The sequence below is a fragment of the Aphanothece sacrum FPU1 genome, from assembly GCF_003864295.1.
Lineage (GTDB): Bacteria > Cyanobacteriota > Cyanobacteriia > Cyanobacteriales > Microcystaceae > Aphanothece_B > Aphanothece_B sacrum.
The window spans coordinates 48766-70974 of record NZ_BDQK01000002.1; the positions used below are offsets into that span (position 1 = coordinate 48766).

Consider the following 22209-nt stretch of genomic DNA (forward strand, 5'->3'; position numbering starts at 1 on the left):
TTTTGTAATAATCAAAATTAGCTATAATGACTTCTAGTAATATCTACTGTTATTTTGCCACCAAAATCAGGAATAGGGGCGGCCGGTTTACTTAAACGCACTCTTACTTGTTGCACTCGATCTAATGTTAAAATGTCTTTAGCGATCGCGGCAGCTAATTTTTCAATCAAGGCAAATTTTTCGGTGGCGATCCGATTTTTAACAATAGCGATCGCCTGACGATAATCTAAGGTATCTTCAATGTTATCAGTCGTTCCCGATGGTTGTAAATCTACTGCTATAGTCAGATCTACTTCAAACCATTGTCCTAAGACTTGTTCTTCGGGTAAATAACCTATATACCCGTAACTGCGAATTCCAGTAATTTCAATTGAGTCCATATAATATAAATAGCTGTTATTTTTAGTATAACCTCATGAGCCACCATCAACATAATGATATCTCCCGTGAGATGAAAACCCAAGCTAAGATTTTAGGCGGATTTGTGGCTGTTTTTTGGCTATCAGAACTATTAGATTTATTCGTTTTTCATGGTAGTTTAAATCAGTTTGGTATTATACCTCATAATATAATCGGGTTAAGAGGAATTTTATTTGCGCCTTTTTTACATGGAAATTTAGCTCATTTAATCGGTAATACTATTCCTTTTATAGTATTAGGCTGGTTGGTAATGTTACAAGAAACCAGTGATTTTTGGATTGTTACTGCCTTAACTATGGTAATTGGTGGTTTAGGTACTTGGCTATTTGGCGCACCTGGATCAGTCCATATTGGGGCCAGTATTCTAATTTTTGGTTATTTAGGCTTTTTATTATTACGAGGCTATTTTCAAAGAAATTTTGCCTCTATTTTATTATCAATTGTGGTAGGATTTTTTTACGGACGTTTAGTATTTGGTGTTCTACCATCTGATCGTGGAATTTCTTGGCAAGGTCATTTATTTGGCTTTTTAGGAGGAATATTAGCCGCTAAATTAATTGCTAATGAAAAGCGATCTTATCGATAAGTATTTCTCTTGTGTGGCGTTGCTGATTGATGGTATTATTTGTATCTCGCGCAAAGACAAGGCAGCGCGGTCTTGGGGAGGCAGCTTTTGGGGGAAGCTTCCCCCCAAAACGTGCCTTGTCTCCCCAAGTAAAGCGTGCAATCGCGCCGCAGCGTAGCGAGGAACTGCCGCGCAAAGACGCAAAGAATCGACGCAAAGAATGGTTATTTCATACTCTGATTGCTACAACCGCCACTTTACAAGAAATTAGGTAAGATGATTTTTTATATTCAGTACAGTTTGGGTGAATTTCATGATGCAACTCGAAGACTATTTTAACTTTCTAAGCCCTAATGATATTCGTTTAAAAGGAACAAGAATTGGCATTGAAACAATTCTCTATGACTATATTTATCATGCCAAAACACCAGAAGAAATTACCAAAACCTACCCCTCTTTAAATTTAGAACAAGTTTATGCGACAATTTTATACTACTTACACGACAAAGAAAACATAACTAATTATTTAACCGAATGGATTGAACATGGAGAACAAATGAGAGAAAGACAAAAACAAAATCCTCCTCCGGTTGCTGAAAAACTGAGAAAATTAAGGGAACAAAGAAAAATAAGCAAACAAGCAAATGACTCTGAAATATTTATTAGATGAAAATATTGATCCTCTCTATGCGACTCAATTACGGAGACTCAAACCTGATTTAGTTATTAGAGTTATTGGAGAACCTGTCACACCATCTAAAGGGAGATTAGACCCTGAAATTCTCTGCTGGTGTGAAGAAAATAATTTTATTCTGGTAACAAATAATCGGACTTCTATGCCAGTTCATTTGGTTGACCATACAGCAAAAAATCGTCACATTCCAGGCATTTTTATTCTGAATCCCAATTTGAGCATTGGTGAAAATATAGAAGAATTAATTCTTGCGGCTGAAGCTTCATTTGATAATGAGTATCAAGACCGAATTGATTATCTTCCTTTACCTTAACCTGTTTGGCTTAAGCATAATATAATTATCACTACTAATAAGTAGTGTCAATTCATGAATTGCCCCTATTTAGGACAAACATTAAGAATCTTATCAATCACTTCCTCAATACTTAACCCATCCGTATTAATTTCAATAGCATCTACCGCTTTTCGTAGGGGTGCAAGACAACGATTACTATCTAAATAATCCCGTTGCTCAATATCATGTTCAAGTTGCTCTAAAGACATATTTTCCTCTCCTTGAGCTTGAAAATCAAGTAACCGTCGTCTGGCCCTTTCCTGTACCGAAGCTGTTAGGTATATTTTAACTTCCGCATCAGGAAAGACATTAGTACCGATATCTCGACCTTCGGCCACAATTCCCCCCTTTTTACCCAATTGTTGCTGATAAGCGACTAATTTCGCTCTTACCGAAGCTTGGGCCGATAAAGGAGACACAAGGGCCGTTACTTGGGGGGTACGAATAGCTTGACTAATATCTTGACCATTAATGTAAATTTGAGGCGGTTTTCCCTCAAAAGGTGGCAAAAATTCTAATTTTGCCTGAGACACTAATTCCGCGATCGCCCCATAATCTGAAAGCTCAACCCCAGACTGTAAAACTAACCAAGCGATCGCTCGGTACATAGCCCCCGTATCCAAATATACCAAATTGAGAGCTTGAGCTACCCGACGAGTCACAGTAGATTTACCGGCCCCGGCCGGCCCATCAATAGCAATAATCGGTTGACGTACTCGTAACATAACATTATCAATCAAACGAGTAGACCCCACATAAGCTGCGATCGCCAATAATCCCTGATCTTCCACTTGTTCTAAAGGGGTCAAAGTTTGAGGATCAACTAAATCCACATATTGAACCTGAACCAATGGAGTCAAAGCTAATACTTGCTTAACCGTCTCAACAAGTGCATTAGCTTGTCGTTCCCCTTGTGCAAAAGCTAACTGAGCCTGTTTCAGACTAGCAAATAAAGCTAAAGACTGCTCTCGTTCTTCCTGACTCAAATATTGATTACGAGAACTATAAGCCAATCCTGAAGATTCTCTAACGATAGCACAACCTTTAATGATGATCCGAAGGTTTAAATCTGCCACTAATCGCCGAATAATCGCCAATTGTTGGGCATCTTTCTCCCCAAAATAAGCCACATGAGGACTGATAATATTGAATAACTTTGTGACGATAGTGGACACTCCCGGAAAGTGTCCAGGACGAACCGCACCACATAACATAGAAAGCATAGAATGGGGAGGCATAACGGCGGTAGTAGTCACTGAGGTAACATCAGTGTTGGTGTCCATGCCCATTTCTTCAGGAGAAGGGGCAAAAACCACATCTACGCCCATTGTTTGACACAATTGACAATCTTCCTCTAACTGACGGGGATATTGCCCTAAATCTTCAGTAGGAGCAAATTGGAGTGGGTTAACAAAAATGCTAACCACAACTAGATCTACTTCGGCCATAGCTTGACTAATTAAGCTCAAATGACCTTGGTGTAATGCTCCCATTGTGGGGACTAATCCAATAGTTTGAGTGGATCTCAACTGTTCTAAATGGGCCCGTAATCCCGCTACGGTTCTATAGACACGGAGGTTATTCATGGGTAATCATCAATCTTAACGTCCCAGGATTTCAATTTGAACAGGGGCCACCCCACTACTGACTAAACCCAGGATTTTGGCTGCTCCCTTGGATAAATCAATGATTCGTCCGTGAGCATAAGGACCGCGATCGTTAATCCGTACAATGATCGTTCGACCATTACTGAGGTTAGTCACTCGAACTTGAGTACCAAAGGGGAGATTACGATGGGCTGCAGTTAATTCGTATTGATTATATCGCTCTCCGTTAGCGGTTAAACGACCGTGAAATCCTGGCCCATACCAAGAAGCCATACCTTTACGGGTGGCGGCCACTCGTTTTTGCATACCTTGAGTAGCATAACCTGATTGGGGAGTTTGCGCAATGGCAGTTAAGGGGGGAGCGTCTCCCATCAGTCGTCGCAAACGATTAGTAATTTGTAATGCGTCGGCAGCTAATTTATTAGTGGTATCAGGAAGAATGGTTCCCTGATCAAGTTTAATCAGTTCTTGTGAATTAACGGTAATGGTATAAGATCGTTTGTCTTGATTGATATTAACGTTAATGCTTTGAGATTTAAACGTTTGTTCTTGACTGAGTTGGTTCAGACGAGCGACTAAAGCTTTGCCTCGGATAATGGCTTGACTTTCAACCTTTGAGGGATTATCACTGTGTTGTAATTGGGCTAGGTCTGCTCTGGAACCTAAAAAGGTGATCACTGGGATTTGGCTAACCTTGACGGTGACAGCTAGTTGATATTTCCAGCGATGGAGTTCGAGAGTTGCCATCTGATTTTCAGAGGTTGGACTATTAGAGTCCGTTGCCGTAGGGTTTACTATTGAGGAGTTTTGGTTTTCGGGTGTTAAGGGTTGGGAACTGTCTACCGGATTTGTTATTTGCGTCTCCACAGTTTCTTGATTAAGGGTATCTTTTGCGTCAAATGCTTGTGATCCCTGTAAGGAAAGAGTGAGAAACGCGGTAGTGCCTAAAGTGGTCATGAGAGCGGTTGTTGTTAGCCCTTTCCAAAATTTTCTGTTCATAGATATTGTGTTAAGTGAGTTGTTTAACCCCTCGAAATGTTTGTGATTCAATGGATTGTTCAACTTCTTTTTCCTCACAAAATGGACTTAATATTTCTTAAACTGTTACACAGTAGCACGAAATTTTAGGTCTATGTTGCCGTTTTCATAATCATTCGGCATGGTTTCCATTGAATCTTTAAATATAGGTTTACATTAAAAGTGAGATGTAATACTATGGTAGATTTGACTAACTTTGATTAAGTATAATGGCTGAAAAACTCTTTTTTTAACACCACACCCTAGACTAATATAGTCTGTAATGGTTCCTAGGAGCAAGATAGACAATTTGTAGTCTCTACAGTAATTTTTAATGTTACAAGTCAGTATAAATACTAATTTGGTCATGTTGATTTTAATAGATAAGGGACTTTTACCCCTAAAAAATTTAATCATTCCCCAGAAATAGATTAAAATTTTCAATATGTACTTGACAAAAATAAATTAATATGTATACAGTAAATTATTAGCAATACTTATTATTTTGTTCTGTATTCATAATCAAAGAGAAATAAATAGTACATTTTCCTGGTCACAGGACGGAAGGTAAGTAGTCGGACATAAATAAACAAAACGAAGTCTTGAGTCAGAAAGTTTCAGTAAAATCCCTCATGGCTAAAACGAACAATTGATTTATAGTGAATTAGGAACAATCAGCCATTCTTGTAAAAAAAATGTTAACTACTGTTATTGGTTACTATTCAATTATTGCCTTAGTTGTTTTTTTAGCTTGGTTTAAAGCATTTTGGAACGATTCAACAACATCAAAAACAGATTTGTCCTCCTGGATGGTGTTAATCATTGGTGCTAGTTTATGGGTGATTGTTGTTCCCTTTGCTAATCTTGAATTAGTCACCAAAGTTTCTACAACTGATACTTATTAACTATTTCTTAAGCTTACTTAAGCATTTTTTCATTAAAGATTTGAGCAAGTAATTAATCTGAGTTCGGTGTTAGGAGTTGAGAGTTAGGAGTTATAATTTTTCCAAGGTATATAATAAGGGTTGCCAGACTCCTAATGTTGACAACTTGTCCAGCAAAATCATTATGTAGAACTCAGGTTAATTTGGCTAAATTAATGGATGTATATTATAACATGATTAGGTCAAGTATAAATTAAATAATTTTTGTCGCGAAAAATTTGACGGTTGAGCATCTTTAGGATTAAGATCTTTTCATTAATAGTTCTTAAGCCAACAATAGGAATCACATAGAGCTTAAGCATATTTCTAGAGTTTAGTCAATTCCAACCAGCAGAATTTATTATGTTAGTGCAAGCTCAAAAAGAATCGTTAAAAGTTAACGATTTAACTATCCTTGAAGTCTCCGCAAATACCTTAGAAAAAGTAGGACAAGATGTTATAGAGGGATTAACTAAAACTCCAAAAAGTTTACCAGCAAAGTATTTTTATGATCAACGTGGTTCTGAAATATTTGAAGCAATTTGTCAACTACCTGAATATTACCCTACTCGAACCGAGGCTTTGATTTTATGTCAATATGCTGAAGAAATTGCTCAGATTACAGGCACTTGTGAACTGATAGAATTAGGGAGTGGTAGTTCTACTAAAACTCGTCTATTATTAGACGCTTATCAAGCTCAGAAAAAATTTTGTAAATATGTGCCAATAGATGTTAGTGAAACTATTCTCAAAGAGAGTGCTATTCAATTACAAAAGGACTATCCTGCTTTATATATTCAAGAATTAGTGGGAACTTATGAACAAGCATTAGCTCAGTTTACTCCAACTATTTGGCCAGCCAGAATGATTTTTTTCTTAGGTAGTTCTCTAGGAAATTTTAACCCGTCCCAATGTGATTATTTGTTAAATCAAATTACTGGGGTACTCGAACCTGGGGATTACTTTTTATTAGGTATTGATTTACAAAAACCTCAAGATATTTTAGAAGCGGCTTATAATGATTCTCAAGGGGTAACGGCTGCTTTTAACTTAAATATGTTATCCCATTTAAACTGGCGTTTTGGAGCAAATTTTGATACTCATTTCTTTACTCACGAAGCTATTTATAATCAAGAAAAATCTCAGATTGAGATGTATTTAACTTGTCAAAGTAGCCAAATTGTGCATCTAGAAAACCTAGATTTAACAGTCACCTTTAAAACTGGAGAAAGTATGCTAACAGAAATTTCTCGTAAGTTTGACTTAGAACTGATGGAAAAAGACTTAGAATTAAAGGGATTGAAAACCATTAAAATCTTTACTGATCCTCAAAATTGGTTTGGTTTAATTCTTTGTCGCAAATCAAGCTGATGTTACAATAAGCTAATACTGATAGCAATTTCTTGTAAATTGGAGTTGAAAAGTATGAATATCACCCAAAATTGTCTCGATCTGATCAAAAAATGGGAAGGATTTCGTGCCAACGCTTATTTAGATCCGGTAAATATTTCTACTATTGGTTATGGAACAATTCGTTATCCTAATGGGCAAAAAGTCCAGATGGGAGATATTATTTCGGAACCGGAAGCGGAGGCTCTAATGAAGTTAGAGGCTGATGAATTTGCCGAAATAGTAAGTAAAGCGGTAACGGTAGCACTCAATCAAAATCAATTTGATGGTTTAGTTTGTTTTTGCTACAACGTAGGAGCAGGGGCATTTCAAGAAAGTACCTTACTCAAGAAACTTAACGCTCAAGATTATACGGGAGCGGCAGAGCAATTTTTAGTCTGGAATAAAGGAACTATTAACGGTCGAAAAGTTGTTCTCGAAGGATTAACTAATCGGCGCAAAGGTCAACAACCCACCGTTAATCGGAGTACCGATGTAACGGGGGCTTGAAATATAGCCTAAGTTGACCAGACTAAGTATCTAGTATACTACGTTATTTTTGTCACGACACCTTGCGGATGCGAAGCTAGTCCCCTGCTCTGTCATTAGTAATTAAACATCTTTAAAGGGTTAAGGAAGTGTTACTAATTTAAAAAGCTTAAATAACATTGTCGAAGCTAACTTTACCCAGTAATGGAGAGGCAGTAATGTCAAATTATGTGTTAGTAATTGATTCAAACAAACAACCATTAAACCCTTGTCATCCGTCAGTAGCCAGAAAACTATTAAAAAGTAAAAATGCAGCAATATTTAGACAATATCCTTTTACTATTGTCTTAAAAAAAGAAATTCTCGATGTTGTAATTGAACCAATAGAAATTAAAATAGATCCTGGTTCTCAAACAACTGGTATTGCTTTAGTTCAAGGGGATAAAGTTATATTTGGTGCTGAACTTTCTCATCGTGGTTCAACTATTAAAGATAGTTTAGAATCAAGGAGATCATTACGTCGCGGTCGTCGTAGTCGTAAAACTCGTTATCGTCAAGCTAGATTTCTTAATAGAAAAAAACCTTCATGTTGGTTAGCTCCTTCCTTACAACATAGAGTAGATACTACTTTAACTTGGATTAAAAAACTAATTAAGTTCGCTCCTATTGTTGGTATTTCTCAAGAATTGGTAAGATTTGACTTACAACAATTAGAAAATCCTGAAATATCAGGAGTAGAATATCAACAAGGTGAATTAGTTGGTTACGAGGTAAGAGAGTATTTATTAAACAAATGGGACAGAAAATGTTCTTATTGTTCAATAGAAAATGTCCCTTTACAAGTTGAACACATTCATCCTAAAGCCAAAGGAGGTACAAATAGAATAAGTAATTTATGTTTAGCTTGTGAATCATGTAATCTCAAAAAAGGAACTAAAGATATTAATGTATTTTTAGCTAAAAAACCTGATGTTTTAAAGCGTATTTTATCACAAGCGAAACGTCCCTTAAAAGATGCTGCTGCTGTTAATTCTACCAGATGGACATTATTTAATGCTTTAAAAAACACAGGTTTACCCATAACTACAGGATCAGGAGGTAAAACTAAATTTAATAGAACACGATTAAATTTACCAAAACAACACTGGATTGATGCAGCTTGTGTAGGAATAGTTGATACTTTAAAAGTGTTAACTAATAAACCATTATTAATTAAAGCAACAGGTCATGGAACTAGACAATCTTGCAGAACCGATAAATATGGTTTTCCTTCTAGATATGTTCCTAGATTCAAATTCATTAAAGGTTTTCAAACAGGAGATATCGTAAAAGCTGTTGTAACTAAAGGTAAAAAAATAGGGACTTATGTTGGTCGTGTTGCTGTCCGATCAATAGGTAGTTTTAATATATCTAGTCCTAATGGATTAATCCAAGGTATTAGTTATAAAAACTGTACGCATATTCACAAAAAGGATGGTTATTCTTATGCGACATAGACCTTGCCCCTCATTTCCTCTCATCGCTAATCGGAGTACCGATGTAGCGAGAGTCTCCATGAGGGCGGAAAGATGAAAAAACATTATTTGAAAAAACTGGAAGTGGAGGAACTCCTCTAGAAAAAGCGGAAGCTTCCCCTGAAAATGAAGTAACTTGGCTGGAGGGTTATCGAGACAGCACGGAAGATAATACTATTATCGTGGCTCGTAAGGGTTCAGATGTGGTGGAGATTTTAACCATAGAAAGCCCCGAAAAAGAAGATTTAATTACCGTTCTACGCCAATATCCTAACGCTAAAAATTTCCTCCTCGCCCCCCCTGGAAAGGCAGTTCCTTCGGGAGAGCGACTCCTCATCCAAAAGAGAGCAACCGCTACCATCACAAAAGTTGATGGGCCTCCTACTTTGGATAATCCTCTCTTAATCATTGGGATGGGGGCCGAAGATGATACACCCCCTAGTCTTAATCAGGATATTGAGGAACTACAAACCCGTCTGAAAGCTTTGGGGTATTATCAAGGAGAAATTGATGCAAACTTCGGTTTTAATACTGATCTAGCTGTTAAAGCTTTCCAAGCTAAGGAGTTTGGAGAAAGTGAAGCGGACGGCAAAGTAGGCCGGAAAACTTGGGACAAACTCTGGGGGAAAGATAGACCAGAAACTACCATCACTGCTTCCTCTTCTCCTGCTATTCGTGGGAAAAATTATCTTAAATTAAACAAGACCAGCAAAAAAGATGAGTTCGGATGCTTTGTTCTCAAAATGGAATACTTTAAAGATGGTAATCTGAAAGATTCTATGAGCGTATGTTCTGGTACTCGTGGCGCACAGTTTTTCAAAACGGGGCCTAATAGCGTACCCAAAAGCTTTCAACCTCTACCCGAAGGAAAATGGCGCATCGAGAACATTAAATGGGCAGGAGGGCCGCAACACAAGGATGATTACTCAGGAAAATTTGTATTCCCTGATCCTGGAGTTGGGCCTGTTTCGACTCCACTAACCTATGTGAGTCCCGGTTTCACAAGGCGAAGTGCGATCGAAATTCATATTGACTGGAATCGTCGCCCAAAATCGCCAGGAACTGCTGGTTGTGTGGGACTATATAATATTGCCGATTATCAACGATTTGTCCGTTGGTTAAGGGAGACAGACCCACGAGACTTCTATGTTGATTGGGGTTTAGGTACTTGTCCAAAACCTTAGAATTGGGCAACCTAAGCTTTGCGGTTTAAATGCACAACAGCTTAATCCTAATTCACGCGCATTAGACTATGAATAATTTTAAATCTCACCCTCCCATTGAACTTAATAATTGTAGTAAAGAAACCATCCTTAATTACTTTGAAAATGCTTGGAAATTAGAAGATATTCTGATGCAAAGTATTATTGAAGAAAAGACATTTTATGTTAATCCCGATGATTTAAGGAATCCTCTAATTTTTTATTTAGGTCATTGTCCTGCATTCTATATTAACAAATTATTTCAGGTTAATCTATTAGAAAAATCTTTAAATTCAAATTATGAAATCTTATTTGGATTTGGAGTAGACCCGGAAACACCGGATGAATTAAAGGCTGCTATTGCTGATATTAAATGGCCCGAAGTTTCTCAGGTTTGGGAATATCGTAACCAAGCATATCAAATCATTTTAGAGTTTATTAAAAATGCCCTGTTTACTTTTCCTATTAGGCAAAATGATCCTCTTTGGGCGTTAATAATGGGTATGGAACATCAGCGTATTCATATTGAAACTTCTTCTATGTTAATTAGACAACTTCCTGTTGAGAAAGTTGAACGCCCCCAAGGTTGGGAATATGCCCCTTCTCACAGTAAGATTTCTCATAATGAAATGATTGAAGTTTCTGGGGGAATAGTTGACATTGGTAAACCTGAAGATTCTCCTATTTATGGTTGGGATAATGAATACGGTTATCGTCAAGTTGAAGTTAATATTTTTCTGGTTAGTAAGTATATGATAACCAATGGAGAATTTAAAGAATTTGTTGATAATGGTGGTTACGAAAATAAAGCTTACTGGGATGATGAATCTTGGCAATGGAAGAATCATTATCAAGTCAAATATCCTAAATTTTGGTTAGTTGATAATCAGGGTAATTATCAATATCGAGCTATGTTTGATGTGATGGAATTACCTTTAGATTGGCCCGTAGAAGTTAATCATTATGAAGCAATGGCCTATTGTCGCGCTCAAAATCAACCAACCCGTTTAATGAGTGAAGCTGAGTATAATTTAGCAACTTATGGAAGTCATAAAAATGATAATTATGATCCGAAAAAAGATAATTTTGATAATTACAATCTTAATTTAAAATTTGGCTCACCTAGTCCAGTAGGAATGTTAGAAACAGCAAAAAATAGCTTTGGAATTTATGATTTGCGGGGGAATGTTTGGGAGTGGTTAGAGGATGATTTTAATCCATTACCAGGATTTAAAGCTCATTTTCTCTATGAAGATAATTCTACTCCCTTTTTTAATAGCCAACATAAAATGATGTTAGGGGGATGTTGGATAACGAATGGAACAGAAGTGTTACAATATTACCGCAATTGGTTCCGTTCCAATTTTTATCAACACGCTGGTTTTAGAATTGTTAAAGATGTTAAAAAACTGTTTTAATACCGTGAGGTATTTTGTTACTCTAGAGTTAGGGAAAACATTAATAATCAAATCAAATTCACCTGCGACCCAAGAGGAGATTTCTGTAAATGGCTTCGACTGACTTTAAAGATTACTATGCCCTATTAGGAGTGAGTAAAAGTGCTACTGTGGAGGAAATTAAAAAAGCCTTCCGCAAATTAGCCGTTAAACATCACCCAGACAGAAACCCTGGAGACAAAGCAGCCGAAGAACGTTTTAAAGAAATTAGTGAAGCTTACGAGGTGCTGTCAGATAAGGAAAAACGCCAAAAATATGACCAATTTGGCCAATATTGGAAACAAGCTGGCGCAGGTGCAACAGGAGGATGGCCTCAAGGCAATGGGGGCGTAAATGTGGGGGATTTTGATTTTAGTCAATATGGTAATTTTGACGAATTTATCAATGAATTATTAGGCCGTTTCTCTACTCCTGGAGGCCCCAGAGGAGGAAATTATACTTATCGCACTAATACGGGCAACCCTGGTTATGGAGAAGGTTTTGCCCAACAACCTTCAGGGGGCGACCAAACGGCTAACCTGCGTTTAAGCTTGTTAGAAGCGTTTCGCGGAGTACAAAAAAGGCTGAATTTAGGTAATGAAATCATCGATGTTCGTATTCCTGCCGGGGCAAAAACGGGCAGTAAAGTGCGTATAAAAGGAAAAGGGAGTGCTAACCCCTATAATCAACAACGGGGGGATTTATACCTCAATATTGAACTTGAACCCCATTCATTTTTCCAGTTTGAGGATGATAATTTGGTTTGTGAGGTTCCTATTACTCCTGATGAGGCGGTATTAGGGGCATCTATAGAGGTTCCTACCCCTGATGGACAGGTGACGGTTAAGGTTCCTCCTGGTATTCGTTCGGGGCAAACTTTACGGTTACGGGGGAAAGGTTGGGTTCATCCCAAGGATGGACGAGGGGATCAATTAGTTAAAATTGTGATAGATACGCCTCAAAGTTTAACTCAAGCAGAACGGGAATATTACGAGAAAATTCGTGATATTCGCACTTATAATCCCCGTAATCACTTACAACGGATTAGTCTCTGATATCCTGATGATGCTAATTACTATTGCAATATATAAAGTAATAGGAATTAGATTCATACTAGTAAAATAATTGGCAAAGGTTTGTTAAATAAAATTCTACGAGATGCCGAATTAACTAAAGAAGATTTGATCAAACTTTTAGAATAAATATATACCAATGCTATTTGATTTGTCAGAAAATGGGGTTCTACGGGACAAACTATGCTAAACTAATAATTAATAAAAGGCTAAAGCCTTATCCTATAGAAACAAAGTCCATCTTCGTGAACTAAATTATAGGTGTGGAACGCCACCTCTTGCCTGTTTTGTATAGCTTAACTATGAACGAGTTAAAGTCTATTATTTGTGATAATTTAGCATAACTTGTCCGGTAGAACCATTCTACAAACAACGGAAATTAGTCTTAGGTTCATAGTAATTATGTACAGATAAAACTTCTAGTAAGAATATTTCGATCAAGTGATTGTGTTACCTTAGTCAATAGTTTTGCTGACTAAGGCTTAGGCGTTTATGACTAATTCCCCTCCTGAACCCCCTGAAAACCCTACTCCCATACCGAGTTTACTAAACTTTCTTAGGCGACCTTCAACCCTCATGGTTGGCGGTATATTGTTAACATTAGGCATCGGTGTTTATGGAGGTATTAATTATTTTGTTTATCAGAAGTTATCTCCTCTAGTTTCGACTCAATTAAGTGAACTGCTACAACGAAAAGTCAGCATTGGAGAAGTAAAAAATTTCTCCTTTAATTCTATTCGCTTTGGTATTTCTGAGATTCCTACGACACAAACTGATCCAGATTATTTAAAGATTAAAGAGATCAATATTGGTTTTAATCCGTTACCTTTATTATTAGGACAACCTCTTAAATTAGATATTACTGTTGATAATCCTAATCTTTATGTGGCAGAAGATAAAACAGGTCAATGGATAAAATTACCAGAGATGGAGAAAGGAGAAGAAGTTGAGCTTCCTATTGATATTGAGGCAAGTTTTAAGCTTAATAAGGCTGATATCAGGGTTCATCCTTATGGGATAAAAAAACCGCTTAATTTAGCTATTAATGGTCAAGGGGGATATGTTTATAAGGCTAAAGATGATCAACAAATTAGTTATGATGTGATTGCTAATTTATTGGATAGTGAGATTATTCTTAAGGGAGAAACTGCTTTAAATAATGGAAAAACTGCAGCTAATTTACAGGTTAATCAGTTAAATTTACCTCAGTTGGTAGCTTTAATTCCTAATTCACCGCTAATGTTAAAAAGTGGAAAATTTAATAGTAATGTAAATCTATCACTTCCATCTTTAGAGAAAATAGAAGGGACTCAAGGGTCAGGTAAAGTTGATATTTCGGGTCTTGTTGCTAATATTAAACCTCTTAAAGTTCCTCTTAAAGTTAATGTTAATTTAGATTTTCTGGGTCAAACTGTTCAATTTAAACAGACAGAAATTAGTTTAGGTAATCTTGTCACTCAAATTAGTGGGGGGGTTAATTGGAAAGAAGGTTATAACTTAAATGTTAATGTCAAACCGATTACTATAAAAAATATTCTTAAATTAATTCCGAGTCAATTACCTATTAATATTGGGGGAGAAATTCAAGGCAATATTAAAGTCAATGGTTTGATTAAAAATCCTATTGTTACAGGCAGTATTAATAATACAAAATCTTTGATCATTGATCAAGTCCCTATTAAAACTATTAATGCTAATTTTCAGGCTAATTTGCATCAATTTATTCTCAAAAAAGTAGAAATAAATCCAACTGTTGGGGGACAAATTATTGCTAAAGGTAAAGTTGAAACTGGTATTCTGAAAGCTATTGAGAAAAAACAACCGATTGATTGGCAAAAAATGCCTTTAGAATTAGGATTAAAAGTTAACTTACCAACTCAAAAGTTACTAACTCCTTATTATAAATCATCTCAAGCAGTTAGTTTAGGAAATATTTCAGCCAGTGGAATAGTAAAAGGAACATTAGGAAAACCATTAGGTAAATTTCAATGGCGATCGCCTAATTTATTAACAGTATCAAATCGGTCAATTTCAGGGAAAGGAGATCTTCTTTTAGCAGGAGAAACTGTCTTATTACGGGATGTTACTTTACAAGGTGAGGGAGGAAATATTACTCTAAATGGAGTCGGTAACTTAGCAAAAAGACAATGGCAAACAGTTATAAAATCGGAGACATTTTCTTTAGTTCCTTTAGTTAAAGTAGTCTGTTCTTTTAATCGTTGTCCTGATCAACTTTTAGCAAATTCTATCACTTTAAGAAACGGAGATATTCGCTTAACAGGTAACTTTGATAAGATTAATTTAGAAACAGTAAACGCCTTGGCTAATTTAACATTGATAGTAGATAATGGAGCAATTGCTATTAATAGTAATCTCTCTCAAGGTAATTTAACAGCAAGAACATTTTTAACAGGTATTTCTCTTGCTTATTATGTGCCTAATTTATCAGTTCCGGTAAAAATAGACAATACCAATATTAATTTTTCAGGTAATATTGCTCAACTGTTTAAAAATGATACTTTTAATATTAATCCTCTTACAGCAGAAGGTAATATTAAATTAACGGTTGCTGGCAGTCCAGTTAATGCTAATTTACAATTAAATCAGGGTATTTTACAAACAGTTACTAACATTGGTCAACTTGAACTTAATCCTATTATTCCTAATTTACCCCTAACATCAAATTTAGTTAGAAGTAATATTAATCTGACTGGTAATGTCAATTCTTTGTTAGCTTCTTTAGGTAAAACACCTGATTTTAGTAGTTTTCGAGGCGATGCAGAGATACAACTTGCTATAGAAAATAGTCTAGTTAATGTCAGAGGAAATTTACAGAATGGGATAGTAAAAGGTCTAGTTAACTTAGGTTCATTATCCCTGAATAAAATTATTCCTAGTTTACCGATTTCCACTCAATTAGTTAGGGGAAATATTGAAGCATCAAGTCAACTAAATTCCTTACTCTCTACCACTCCAAATTTAAACAGTATACAAGCAAATATTAATTTACAATTAGCGGCAGCAAAAGGCATAATTAATACCAATACTCGTTTAATCAACAATCAATGGAATAGTGACATTAGTGCATCTCGTCTCAATATTGCCACCATTCTCAATCAAATTGTTCCTAAAGCTCCTCAAATTGACTTGGATAACTTAAATGCTAAAATGAAGCTTTCAGGCAGTTTAAACAGTATTTTTGAGGAAACAGGAACTATTCCTATACAAGCTAAAACTATTACTTTAAACAGTAATGGACAAACTGTAAATGCTAACGGAACGATTATTATTTCTAATCTAAATACAAGACCAGATGCTCAAGTTAATCTCTCTGTTGATGCTAATTCTCAACTGAATAAGTTACCACTAAATCAATTGATTTCTTTAATTCCAGTTGAACGAAACTTGCTACCAGAAAGCGTAAAATTAGAAGGAATAGTAGACTTTAAAGGTCGCTTTATAGGTAAACAATTATTGACTAATGCTAATACTCCAGGAAATATCAAATTATTAGGAGATGTAAAACTAACTAATTTTGCTATTAATAATCGCAAATTTGAAAATAGTTTAACCGGATACTTAAAAGCTATCATAGGCGAAAAAATTGCTTTAAACTTAAAGGGTTCAGAAGATATTATTGCTGCTAGTGTAATACCTTGTACCCGTGCTGAATGTCTCTTTCCTTATCTTCCTAATTCTTTTGAATTACGACAAACCACAGGGAAAGAACTCCCTATTATTGCTCAGGGAAACTTACAAGGTGATCGCTTTATTGCCAAAATAGAACAATTTCCCTTAGAATTATTTAAACTAGAACCAACGAAAAATAATGGCATTCCTGGATTTATTTCTGGTGCTGTTAATAGTCGTATTGATATTAATCTGTTTACCTTAGAAGGAACAGGAAATATAAGAATTGATAACCCCAGATTAGGGTTTATTGAAGCTAATGAAATAACAGCAAATCTCAGTTATAAAGATAATTTAGCCCGATTAGAATCAGGAAATCTAAAACTAGGAAGAAGTAACTATGATTTACAAGGATATCTTAACTTAAAATCAGGAGCATTGCAAGGCAATTTGAATGTAGATAAAGGTCGAGTAGAAGATATTTTAACTGCTTTAAAAATATCTAGTGTTGATCGATTTTTAGATTTATTACAACTGAAACCAATTGATTATGCTAAAGCAAAGCAAATTCCTCCTCAATCTGTTGGAGATGCTAATAGTACTATCGCTGAGCAAGTCAATTTATTAGCGGTAATTGATCAAACAATTCGTGAATTAGCGGCTCAAAATCAAGCAGGAGGTATACCCACAGAATTAGATATTAGAGGATATTTTAACACGAAAGTCGCCTTAACTGGAACAATTTATAAACCAATTTTTAACTTAAAGTTAACAGGTCAAAATTGGCAATGGAATCCACAAAAAGCTTTTCCTGATATTGTAGAACCATTAGGATTAGTAATTCGAGATCAACAAATTATTCCGATTAATAATATTAAAATTGCCACCAGGTTAGAATATGGAAAACTCACCATTGAACAAGCTCAAATTCAAATCAAAGAAAGCTTAGTCGGACTTCAAGGAAACTTTTCATTACAAGAAATTAACGCTAATTGGAACGTGGAAAATCTATCCTTTGATACTATCAATAACTTTTTCAAAATGCCGCCTGATGTTTCTGGTTCCCTCAATTCGACAGGAACAGTTCAAGGGACAATTTTTGCTCCTAAAATACAAGGACAATTTGCTTTTGTTGATAGTTCATTTCGCGGAAGATCTTTAAATGAAACCATTGAAGGACAATTTAGTTATCAAAATGCTCGTTTTAAACTATTAACAAATGAACCCTCTATTGTTTATGCGTCTATTGATATTCCTTTTCCTATTTATCCAGGAAATGATTCCTTTAATGTTGATGTTCGTTTAGATACGGACGCGTTTACATTAGTCAGAATTTTTAGTCAAGATAAAGTAGCATTAGTGAATGGAGAAGCAGGATTTACTTTGCAAGCACAAGGACGACTTGACTTAACAGAAGGATTCCGACTTTATGAATTCAATACTGATAATAAACTTATCCTAAATCAAGCTGTTTTTGCAAGTGCTGCTTTTCCTCAACCATTAACAGTAACTGGACAAATTGATATTGATGATAAACTAATAAAGGTTGAGCAATTACAAGGAACATTTGCTGATAGTAAACTAACCATTGCAGGGGTTTTACCCTTATTTATTCCTGAATCTAAAGCAAATAATCCACTAACCGTTGCCATTGAAAAAGGAGAAATTAATCTTGAAGGGTTGTATCGTGGAGAAGTAGATGGCCAAATTAACGTAACGGGGGCCGCTATTCAACCTATTCTTGGAGGTCAAATTCAATTAGCAAATGGACAAGTTTTTATTCCTAAAAATGAAACTGAAACGCAAGAAAGAACGGTGGTAAACTTTAATCAATGGGTTAAACCTATTCGTCAAATTCCCAGAAATAATGAACCGATTCCTCTTCTTCCTCAGTTAAATAATTTTCAAGTTAGTTTACAAGGATTATATATAGAACAAATACCATTATTTCGCTTTGAATTTGGAGGTAATTTAATTGTTAATGGTTCCTTAAATAATTTTGATTCCTTACAACCACAAGGTAATATTCTTGTTAGTCGAGGTTTTGTTAATTTCTTAGAAACTCGCTTTTTTATAGAACGTCGTCGTCTTAATCAAATTAGTTTTAATCCTCAACAGGGTTTATTAAATCCTGATCTTGATCTTATGATGAGAACCATTGTTTCAGAAGTTCCTAGTACCAGTAGAGAATTAAGGGGTGCAGAAACCACAGAAATTCCTGATGATAGTCTCAATAAAGTGCAACGGGTTGATATTAATTTAGGTTTGAAGGGTTCTCTTGCTCAGTTAATTCCTAGTTTGAGTAAAAATGAATCTCAAGTATGTCAAATTCAAGATGCTTTACAACCAATTCGTACCTCTGCTACATTATCTGATGAAGAGTTAGAAAAAGTTGCAAATTGTTTACAAATTCTCGCTGCTCAAGGTAATGGTAATCAAAAATTACTCAGTAATCCAGTCATACAATTAAGTAGCAGTCCTCCTCGTAGTCAAGGAGAAATTGTTCGTTTATTAGGGGAACAATTATTTATTTTAACAGAAACGTTACAAGGACAAAGCACGGAACAATTGATTCAATTTGGAGTTGTTCAATTAGCTTTACCTATGGTGTTTCAAAATGTACTTTATGATATTGAAAGTGCAGTTAGTGATACTATAGGTAGCACTGATTTTAGGATAGTTCCGTTTTTAGAAACTATTTATGAGGTAGAAGATAAAGGATTTGTTCGTCTCTCCTACGATTATGGTTTTAATGAGTTTCGGGTACGGTATGAAAAACGATTTTAAATGATTCACTAATATTGAAAAAAGGAGAACTGTAACCGATGAAAAAGCAAATATTAGAAACTATCAATAAACTTAAAGAGCAATTGGACGAGAATTTGCTAAAACTGAAAGAGTTCCTAAAGAATTTCATCGCTACCTTAAAGAATCTCAAGACTTGCGTAACTTAGGAAAGCACGGTTTAGCCGTTGCTTGTCCACTGCTTGCCATGCCTGAAAATATTCTAGAGATACAACTTTGTCCCAAACCCCCTAAACGACTTGACAGCTTGATAGGGGTAAAGTTAGGTAATAAATGGGACTTTATGAAGAAAACAGGAAAAGCCAAGGGGAAAGACGCGATCATCCGAGTTTGCTTCTATGCCACGCGGTTGCTGTTTCAAAGACTCAGAGACTACATAGTCTTCTAAGACCCTCCTAAAAAAGCCCCTGACTCCCACCAGGGGTTTTTGCTTATGATAAAGTTTTATGTATAGAGATGATTGCTTACCAGTTTTTAACTGTAACTCTTTTTTTGTTCCCTTTAGGGTCAAAATGTAAAGAATCTTTACTCAGATACAAAAATTAATGAACTTTTTTAACGTTAAAGCAAAATTTAACATTGCCTTGCGCCTTCTTCCCTAAAATATAATCTTACAAGTCAAGCCATCCTATTCACAAAAAAGCAGGAGGACTCAAGCAAAATGGCAGAAACTGGATACACCCAGATGGTCAAGGCATACAATGATGACCCCTTTACTGGTCATTTATCAACCCCTATTTCTGACTCAGGGTTTACAAGAGCTTTAATTAACAATCTTCCCATCTATCGCAAAGGACTCTCTCCCCTAGCGCGGGGTTTGGAAGTAGGACTTGCTCACGGTTATTTCTTAATTGGGCCTGAAGTTGTTTTAGGACCTGGCCGTGATTTTTCGGCTGACCCCTATCTCTCCGCTTTATTAACTGCTGTAGTGATTGTGGTCATCGGTACTATTGGACTCAATGCTCATGGTCTAGTATCTCTCAAGAGTGCCACTGAATGTGAGCCTGGAACAGATGCAATGCAAACCTCTGAAGGTTGGAGTTTATTTGCCAGTGGTTTCTTCCTTGGTGGCGCAGGCAGTGCATTTATGGCCTATTTCTTACTTGAGAAGTTTTCCACCATTGATGCAATTTTCCGTGGCTTCGTTAACTAAATGCCCGAAACCTTATATAACTCAGTTTTTAGGGTTTCCAATTTTTGAAAAAGTCCTTGACCAAATTCACAAGAAAACTCACAGGAGAATAATCACATGACTGGTGCTTATGCAGCGTCTTACTTACCTTGGATTTTGATTCCCGCCATCACCTGGTTAATGCCATTGGTTGTGATGGGACTTTTGTTTATCTACATTGAACAGGATGCTTAACTCAACAGAATATGGAGAATTAGGATTTTTTATCCTCTAACATAGTTTTCTCTATTCCTTAGAAGGCTTCACTTAATTTTAGGTGGAGCCTTATTTTTTGAAAAACTGGCATTATAATTAATAATTAACAATTATTTCGGAAAAATTGTGTTAAAAAGAAAACACATGAAACATTAATTTATTGGGGTCAAACTAATCATGTGTTTAGCCGTTCCGGGAAAAGTGGTTAATATTACTGGGGATGAACCCATGATGAGGAAGGGAAAAGTTAGTTTTGGGGGAGTTATCAAAGAAGTGAGTTTAGCCTATGTTCCTGATGTAAAAATAGGTGATTATGTCATTGTCCATGTGGGGTTTGCTCTAAGTATTTTAGATGAAGACGCGGCTCAAAAAACTTTAGCAGATTTTCAAGAAATGGAAGCACTCATGTTAAACTTGTCTACCGTTAACTGAGGGTTAATTAACCCGCTAAAAGTCACTTAAACTCACCTTAATCGAAAAATAACCCCAGAACTGACTAAGCTGTCACGCATCTAAATTGGTAGTTGAGATTGCAAGGGAGCGCCGGAGCAAGGGAGCGCCGGAGAAAGATTTTAACCTTTGTACCAAAACCCTCTATAACCATTTTAAATGCGTCTTAGCTTATTAACCCAATACTAAAAGTTTGGGTTGTACTCGGATGTTAAACCGTCATTAATCTTTAAGGTTATTTGTCCCAATTCAGGTTAAAATTAGCAAATAAGTCAAGTCATCTTGATAAAAAATAACAAAGGAATACAGAGTTAGTCCGAAAAGTCAACTCTTACTCCGTCAGAAAATAGGGCTTATTTCCCAAAAATAAGGACAAAAATGACTATTGTCTTGCAGATAGGCGACCAAAATATATCAGAACAAGAGCTTTATCCCATATTGGCCCAGTATAGGTTATTACCTCAATTAGCCAAAGAGATTATCGTTGAACAAGCGATCGCCGAAATAGAATGTAGCCCAGAAGAAGCAACCTTAGCCAAAGAGCAATTTTATCAAAGACAGCAACTAACCAATGAAAATGAACTCCAGTTATGGTTAGAACATCATGGTATGACCCGCCAACAATTAGAGAATCTTAGTGTTAGAGATATAAAAATAGAAAAATTTAAACAAATAAAATGGGGCGAACAATTAGAAAGTTATTTCATCAAATGTAAAGGACAATTAGATCGGGTAGTCTATTCTTTGATTCGGACAAAAGAAGCCGGAATCGCCCAAGAACTTTATTTTCGCCTCGAAGAAGGAGAAAGCGATTTTGTTGATTTGGCCAGACAATATTCAGAAGGTTCAGAAGCTCAAACAGGTGGATTAATTGGCCCAGTTGAACTCAATGTTCCTCACCCCAGAATTGGTCAGATTTTATCATCAAGTAAGTCAGGGCAAATATCCCCCCCAACAAAAGTAGGAGATTGGTGGATTATTGTCCGCTTAGAAAAATATATGTCGGCCCAACTTGATGATCCCACTCGACAGCGACTACTCAATGAACTATTTCAAGGGTGGTTAATAGCACAAATTCAACAAAATGTTTCCTTTTCTCCTCAAAGTGAATTATTAGAATTGAAAACAAGTTAAAACAATAAAAAAAATTGATTGAACTAGATTCACTAATGACTTTAGACTTATGACCCAAAAAAAAGGTTTCAAGCATCCTATTAGCAAGGGGAGAGAAATAAAAATATTCGTTGCTTCAAGCTACCGTCTTGTTTGCGGTA

At 36.0% G+C, this 22209-nt stretch carries 18 protein-coding genes; 15 read left to right on the top strand and 3 right to left on the bottom strand.

From position 1 onward, the window contains the following. Positions 1 to 17: 17 nt before the first annotated feature. Positions 18 to 380 (bottom strand): dihydroneopterin aldolase, encoded by a 363-nt coding sequence (gene folB, locus AsFPU1_RS04240; protein ID WP_124977545.1) that lies wholly within the window; start codon positions 378 to 380, stop codon positions 18 to 20. A 35-nt stretch (positions 381 to 415) separates the two neighbouring features. On the opposite strand from folB, the gene AsFPU1_RS04245 reads away from it, so the two are divergent. The 3 genes from AsFPU1_RS04245 to AsFPU1_RS04255 all read left to right on the top strand — a co-directional run bounded on the left by AsFPU1_RS04245 (position 416) and on the right by AsFPU1_RS04255 (position 1992). Continuing rightward, on the top strand, positions 416 to 1006 hold the full coding sequence (locus tag AsFPU1_RS04245) for a rhomboid family intramembrane serine protease (protein WP_124977547.1): 591 nt from the start codon (positions 416 to 418) through the stop codon (positions 1004 to 1006). Between the two features lie 295 nt (positions 1007 to 1301). Further along, positions 1302 to 1655 (top strand): DUF433 domain-containing protein, encoded by a 354-nt coding sequence (locus AsFPU1_RS04250; protein ID WP_124977567.1) that lies wholly within the window; start codon positions 1302 to 1304, stop codon positions 1653 to 1655. Continuing rightward, positions 1630 to 1992 (top strand): DUF5615 family PIN-like protein, encoded by a 363-nt coding sequence (locus AsFPU1_RS04255; RefSeq protein ID WP_124977549.1) that lies wholly within the window; start codon positions 1630 to 1632, stop codon positions 1990 to 1992. The genes AsFPU1_RS04250 and AsFPU1_RS04255 overlap by 26 nt, the downstream gene beginning before the upstream one ends. Positions 1993 to 2057: 65 nt before the next feature. On the opposite strand, the gene AsFPU1_RS04260 is transcribed toward AsFPU1_RS04255, so the two are convergent. Together AsFPU1_RS04260 and AsFPU1_RS04265 are read right to left on the bottom strand one after the other, a co-directional pair. Continuing rightward, a complete protein-coding gene (locus AsFPU1_RS04260) occupies positions 2058 to 3599 on the bottom strand; it encodes a bifunctional pantoate--beta-alanine ligase/(d)CMP kinase (protein ID WP_124977551.1) in 1542 nt (513 codons plus the stop codon). 15 nt (positions 3600 to 3614) lie between these two features. After that, on the bottom strand, positions 3615 to 4619 hold the full coding sequence (locus tag AsFPU1_RS04265) for a septal ring lytic transglycosylase RlpA family protein (RefSeq protein ID WP_124977553.1): 1005 nt from the start codon (positions 4617 to 4619) through the stop codon (positions 3615 to 3617). 713 nt (positions 4620 to 5332) lie between these two features. On the opposite strand from AsFPU1_RS04265, the gene AsFPU1_RS04270 reads away from it, so the two are divergent. The 12 genes from AsFPU1_RS04270 (at position 5333) to AsFPU1_RS04325 (ending at position 22069) form a co-directional block, all read left to right on the top strand. After that, positions 5333 to 5542, top strand: coding sequence for a hypothetical protein (locus AsFPU1_RS04270; protein ID WP_124977555.1), 210 nt, complete (start codon positions 5333 to 5335; stop codon positions 5540 to 5542). 381 nt (positions 5543 to 5923) lie between these two features. After that, complete coding sequence (gene egtD, locus AsFPU1_RS04275; protein ID WP_124977557.1) at positions 5924 to 6931, top strand: L-histidine N(alpha)-methyltransferase; 1008 nt, start codon at positions 5924 to 5926, stop codon at positions 6929 to 6931. A 54-nt stretch (positions 6932 to 6985) separates the two neighbouring features. After that, positions 6986 to 7459: a lysozyme gene (locus AsFPU1_RS04280; protein WP_125061050.1), complete on the top strand. Its 474-nt coding sequence runs from the start codon at positions 6986 to 6988 to the stop codon at positions 7457 to 7459. A gap of 197 nt (positions 7460 to 7656) precedes the next feature. Beyond that, positions 7657 to 8934, top strand: a complete 1278-nt coding sequence (gene iscB, locus AsFPU1_RS04285) for an RNA-guided endonuclease IscB (RefSeq protein ID WP_124975186.1) — start codon at positions 7657 to 7659, stop codon at positions 8932 to 8934. A gap of 200 nt (positions 8935 to 9134) precedes the next feature. Further along, positions 9135 to 10136 carry a peptidoglycan-binding protein gene (locus AsFPU1_RS04290; RefSeq protein WP_227873576.1) on the top strand — a complete coding sequence of 334 codons (1002 nt, stop codon included), beginning with the start codon at positions 9135 to 9137 and terminating at the stop codon, positions 10134 to 10136. A 68-nt stretch (positions 10137 to 10204) separates the two neighbouring features. Further along, positions 10205 to 11572 (top strand): 5-histidylcysteine sulfoxide synthase, encoded by a 1368-nt coding sequence (gene ovoA / locus AsFPU1_RS04295; RefSeq protein ID WP_124976298.1) that lies wholly within the window; start codon positions 10205 to 10207, stop codon positions 11570 to 11572. Between the two features lie 89 nt (positions 11573 to 11661). After that, positions 11662 to 12645 (top strand): DnaJ C-terminal domain-containing protein, encoded by a 984-nt coding sequence (locus AsFPU1_RS04300; protein WP_124976296.1) that lies wholly within the window; start codon positions 11662 to 11664, stop codon positions 12643 to 12645. A 510-nt stretch (positions 12646 to 13155) separates the two neighbouring features. Next, positions 13156 to 19080: a translocation/assembly module TamB domain-containing protein gene (locus AsFPU1_RS04305; protein WP_124976294.1), complete on the top strand. Its 5925-nt coding sequence runs from the start codon at positions 13156 to 13158 to the stop codon at positions 19078 to 19080. Positions 19081 to 19759: 679 nt separating this feature from the next. Continuing rightward, complete coding sequence (locus AsFPU1_RS04310) at positions 19760 to 20251, top strand: photosystem I reaction center protein subunit XI (protein WP_124976292.1); 492 nt, start codon at positions 19760 to 19762, stop codon at positions 20249 to 20251. Between the two features lie 96 nt (positions 20252 to 20347). After that, complete coding sequence (locus AsFPU1_RS04315; protein WP_124976290.1) at positions 20348 to 20464, top strand: photosystem I reaction center subunit VIII; 117 nt, start codon at positions 20348 to 20350, stop codon at positions 20462 to 20464. A 198-nt stretch (positions 20465 to 20662) separates the two neighbouring features. After that, positions 20663 to 20917: a HypC/HybG/HupF family hydrogenase formation chaperone gene (locus tag AsFPU1_RS04320; RefSeq protein ID WP_124976288.1), complete on the top strand. Its 255-nt coding sequence runs from the start codon at positions 20663 to 20665 to the stop codon at positions 20915 to 20917. A 396-nt stretch (positions 20918 to 21313) separates the two neighbouring features. Beyond that, the gene (locus AsFPU1_RS04325) at positions 21314 to 22069 is read left to right on the top strand and encodes a peptidylprolyl isomerase (RefSeq protein ID WP_124976286.1); all 756 of its coding nucleotides are present in this window, start codon (positions 21314 to 21316) and stop codon (positions 22067 to 22069) included. The last annotated feature ends 140 nt before the right edge of the window (positions 22070 to 22209 follow it).

Coding starts and splice junctions, on each gene's coding strand:
- AsFPU1_RS04310 (WP_124976292.1), top strand. CDS start 19,760: ATGGCAGAAACTGGATACACCCAGATGGTCAAGGCATACAATGATGAC.
- AsFPU1_RS04320 (WP_124976288.1), top strand. CDS start 20,663: ATGTGTTTAGCCGTTCCGGGAAAAGTGGTTAATATTACTGGGGATGAA.
- AsFPU1_RS04325 (WP_124976286.1), top strand. CDS start 21,314: ATGACTATTGTCTTGCAGATAGGCGACCAAAATATATCAGAACAAGAG.
- AsFPU1_RS04315 (WP_124976290.1), top strand. CDS start 20,348: ATGACTGGTGCTTATGCAGCGTCTTACTTACCTTGGATTTTGATTCCC.
- AsFPU1_RS04265 (WP_124977553.1), bottom strand. CDS start 4,619: ATGAACAGAAAATTTTGGAAAGGGCTAACAACAACCGCTCTCATGACC.
- AsFPU1_RS04250 (WP_124977567.1), top strand. CDS start 1,302: ATGCAACTCGAAGACTATTTTAACTTTCTAAGCCCTAATGATATTCGT.
- AsFPU1_RS04305 (WP_124976294.1), top strand. CDS start 13,156: ATGACTAATTCCCCTCCTGAACCCCCTGAAAACCCTACTCCCATACCG.
- folB (WP_124977545.1), bottom strand. CDS start 380: ATGGACTCAATTGAAATTACTGGAATTCGCAGTTACGGGTATATAGGT.
- AsFPU1_RS04260 (WP_124977551.1), bottom strand. CDS start 3,599: ATGAATAACCTCCGTGTCTATAGAACCGTAGCGGGATTACGGGCCCAT.
- AsFPU1_RS04300 (WP_124976296.1), top strand. CDS start 11,662: ATGGCTTCGACTGACTTTAAAGATTACTATGCCCTATTAGGAGTGAGT.
- egtD (WP_124977557.1), top strand. CDS start 5,924: ATGTTAGTGCAAGCTCAAAAAGAATCGTTAAAAGTTAACGATTTAACT.
- iscB (WP_124975186.1), top strand. CDS start 7,657: ATGTCAAATTATGTGTTAGTAATTGATTCAAACAAACAACCATTAAAC.
- ovoA (WP_124976298.1), top strand. CDS start 10,205: ATGAATAATTTTAAATCTCACCCTCCCATTGAACTTAATAATTGTAGT.
- AsFPU1_RS04270 (WP_124977555.1), top strand. CDS start 5,333: ATGTTAACTACTGTTATTGGTTACTATTCAATTATTGCCTTAGTTGTT.
- AsFPU1_RS04255 (WP_124977549.1), top strand. CDS start 1,630: ATGACTCTGAAATATTTATTAGATGAAAATATTGATCCTCTCTATGCG.
- AsFPU1_RS04280 (WP_125061050.1), top strand. CDS start 6,986: ATGAATATCACCCAAAATTGTCTCGATCTGATCAAAAAATGGGAAGGA.
- AsFPU1_RS04245 (WP_124977547.1), top strand. CDS start 416: ATGAGCCACCATCAACATAATGATATCTCCCGTGAGATGAAAACCCAA.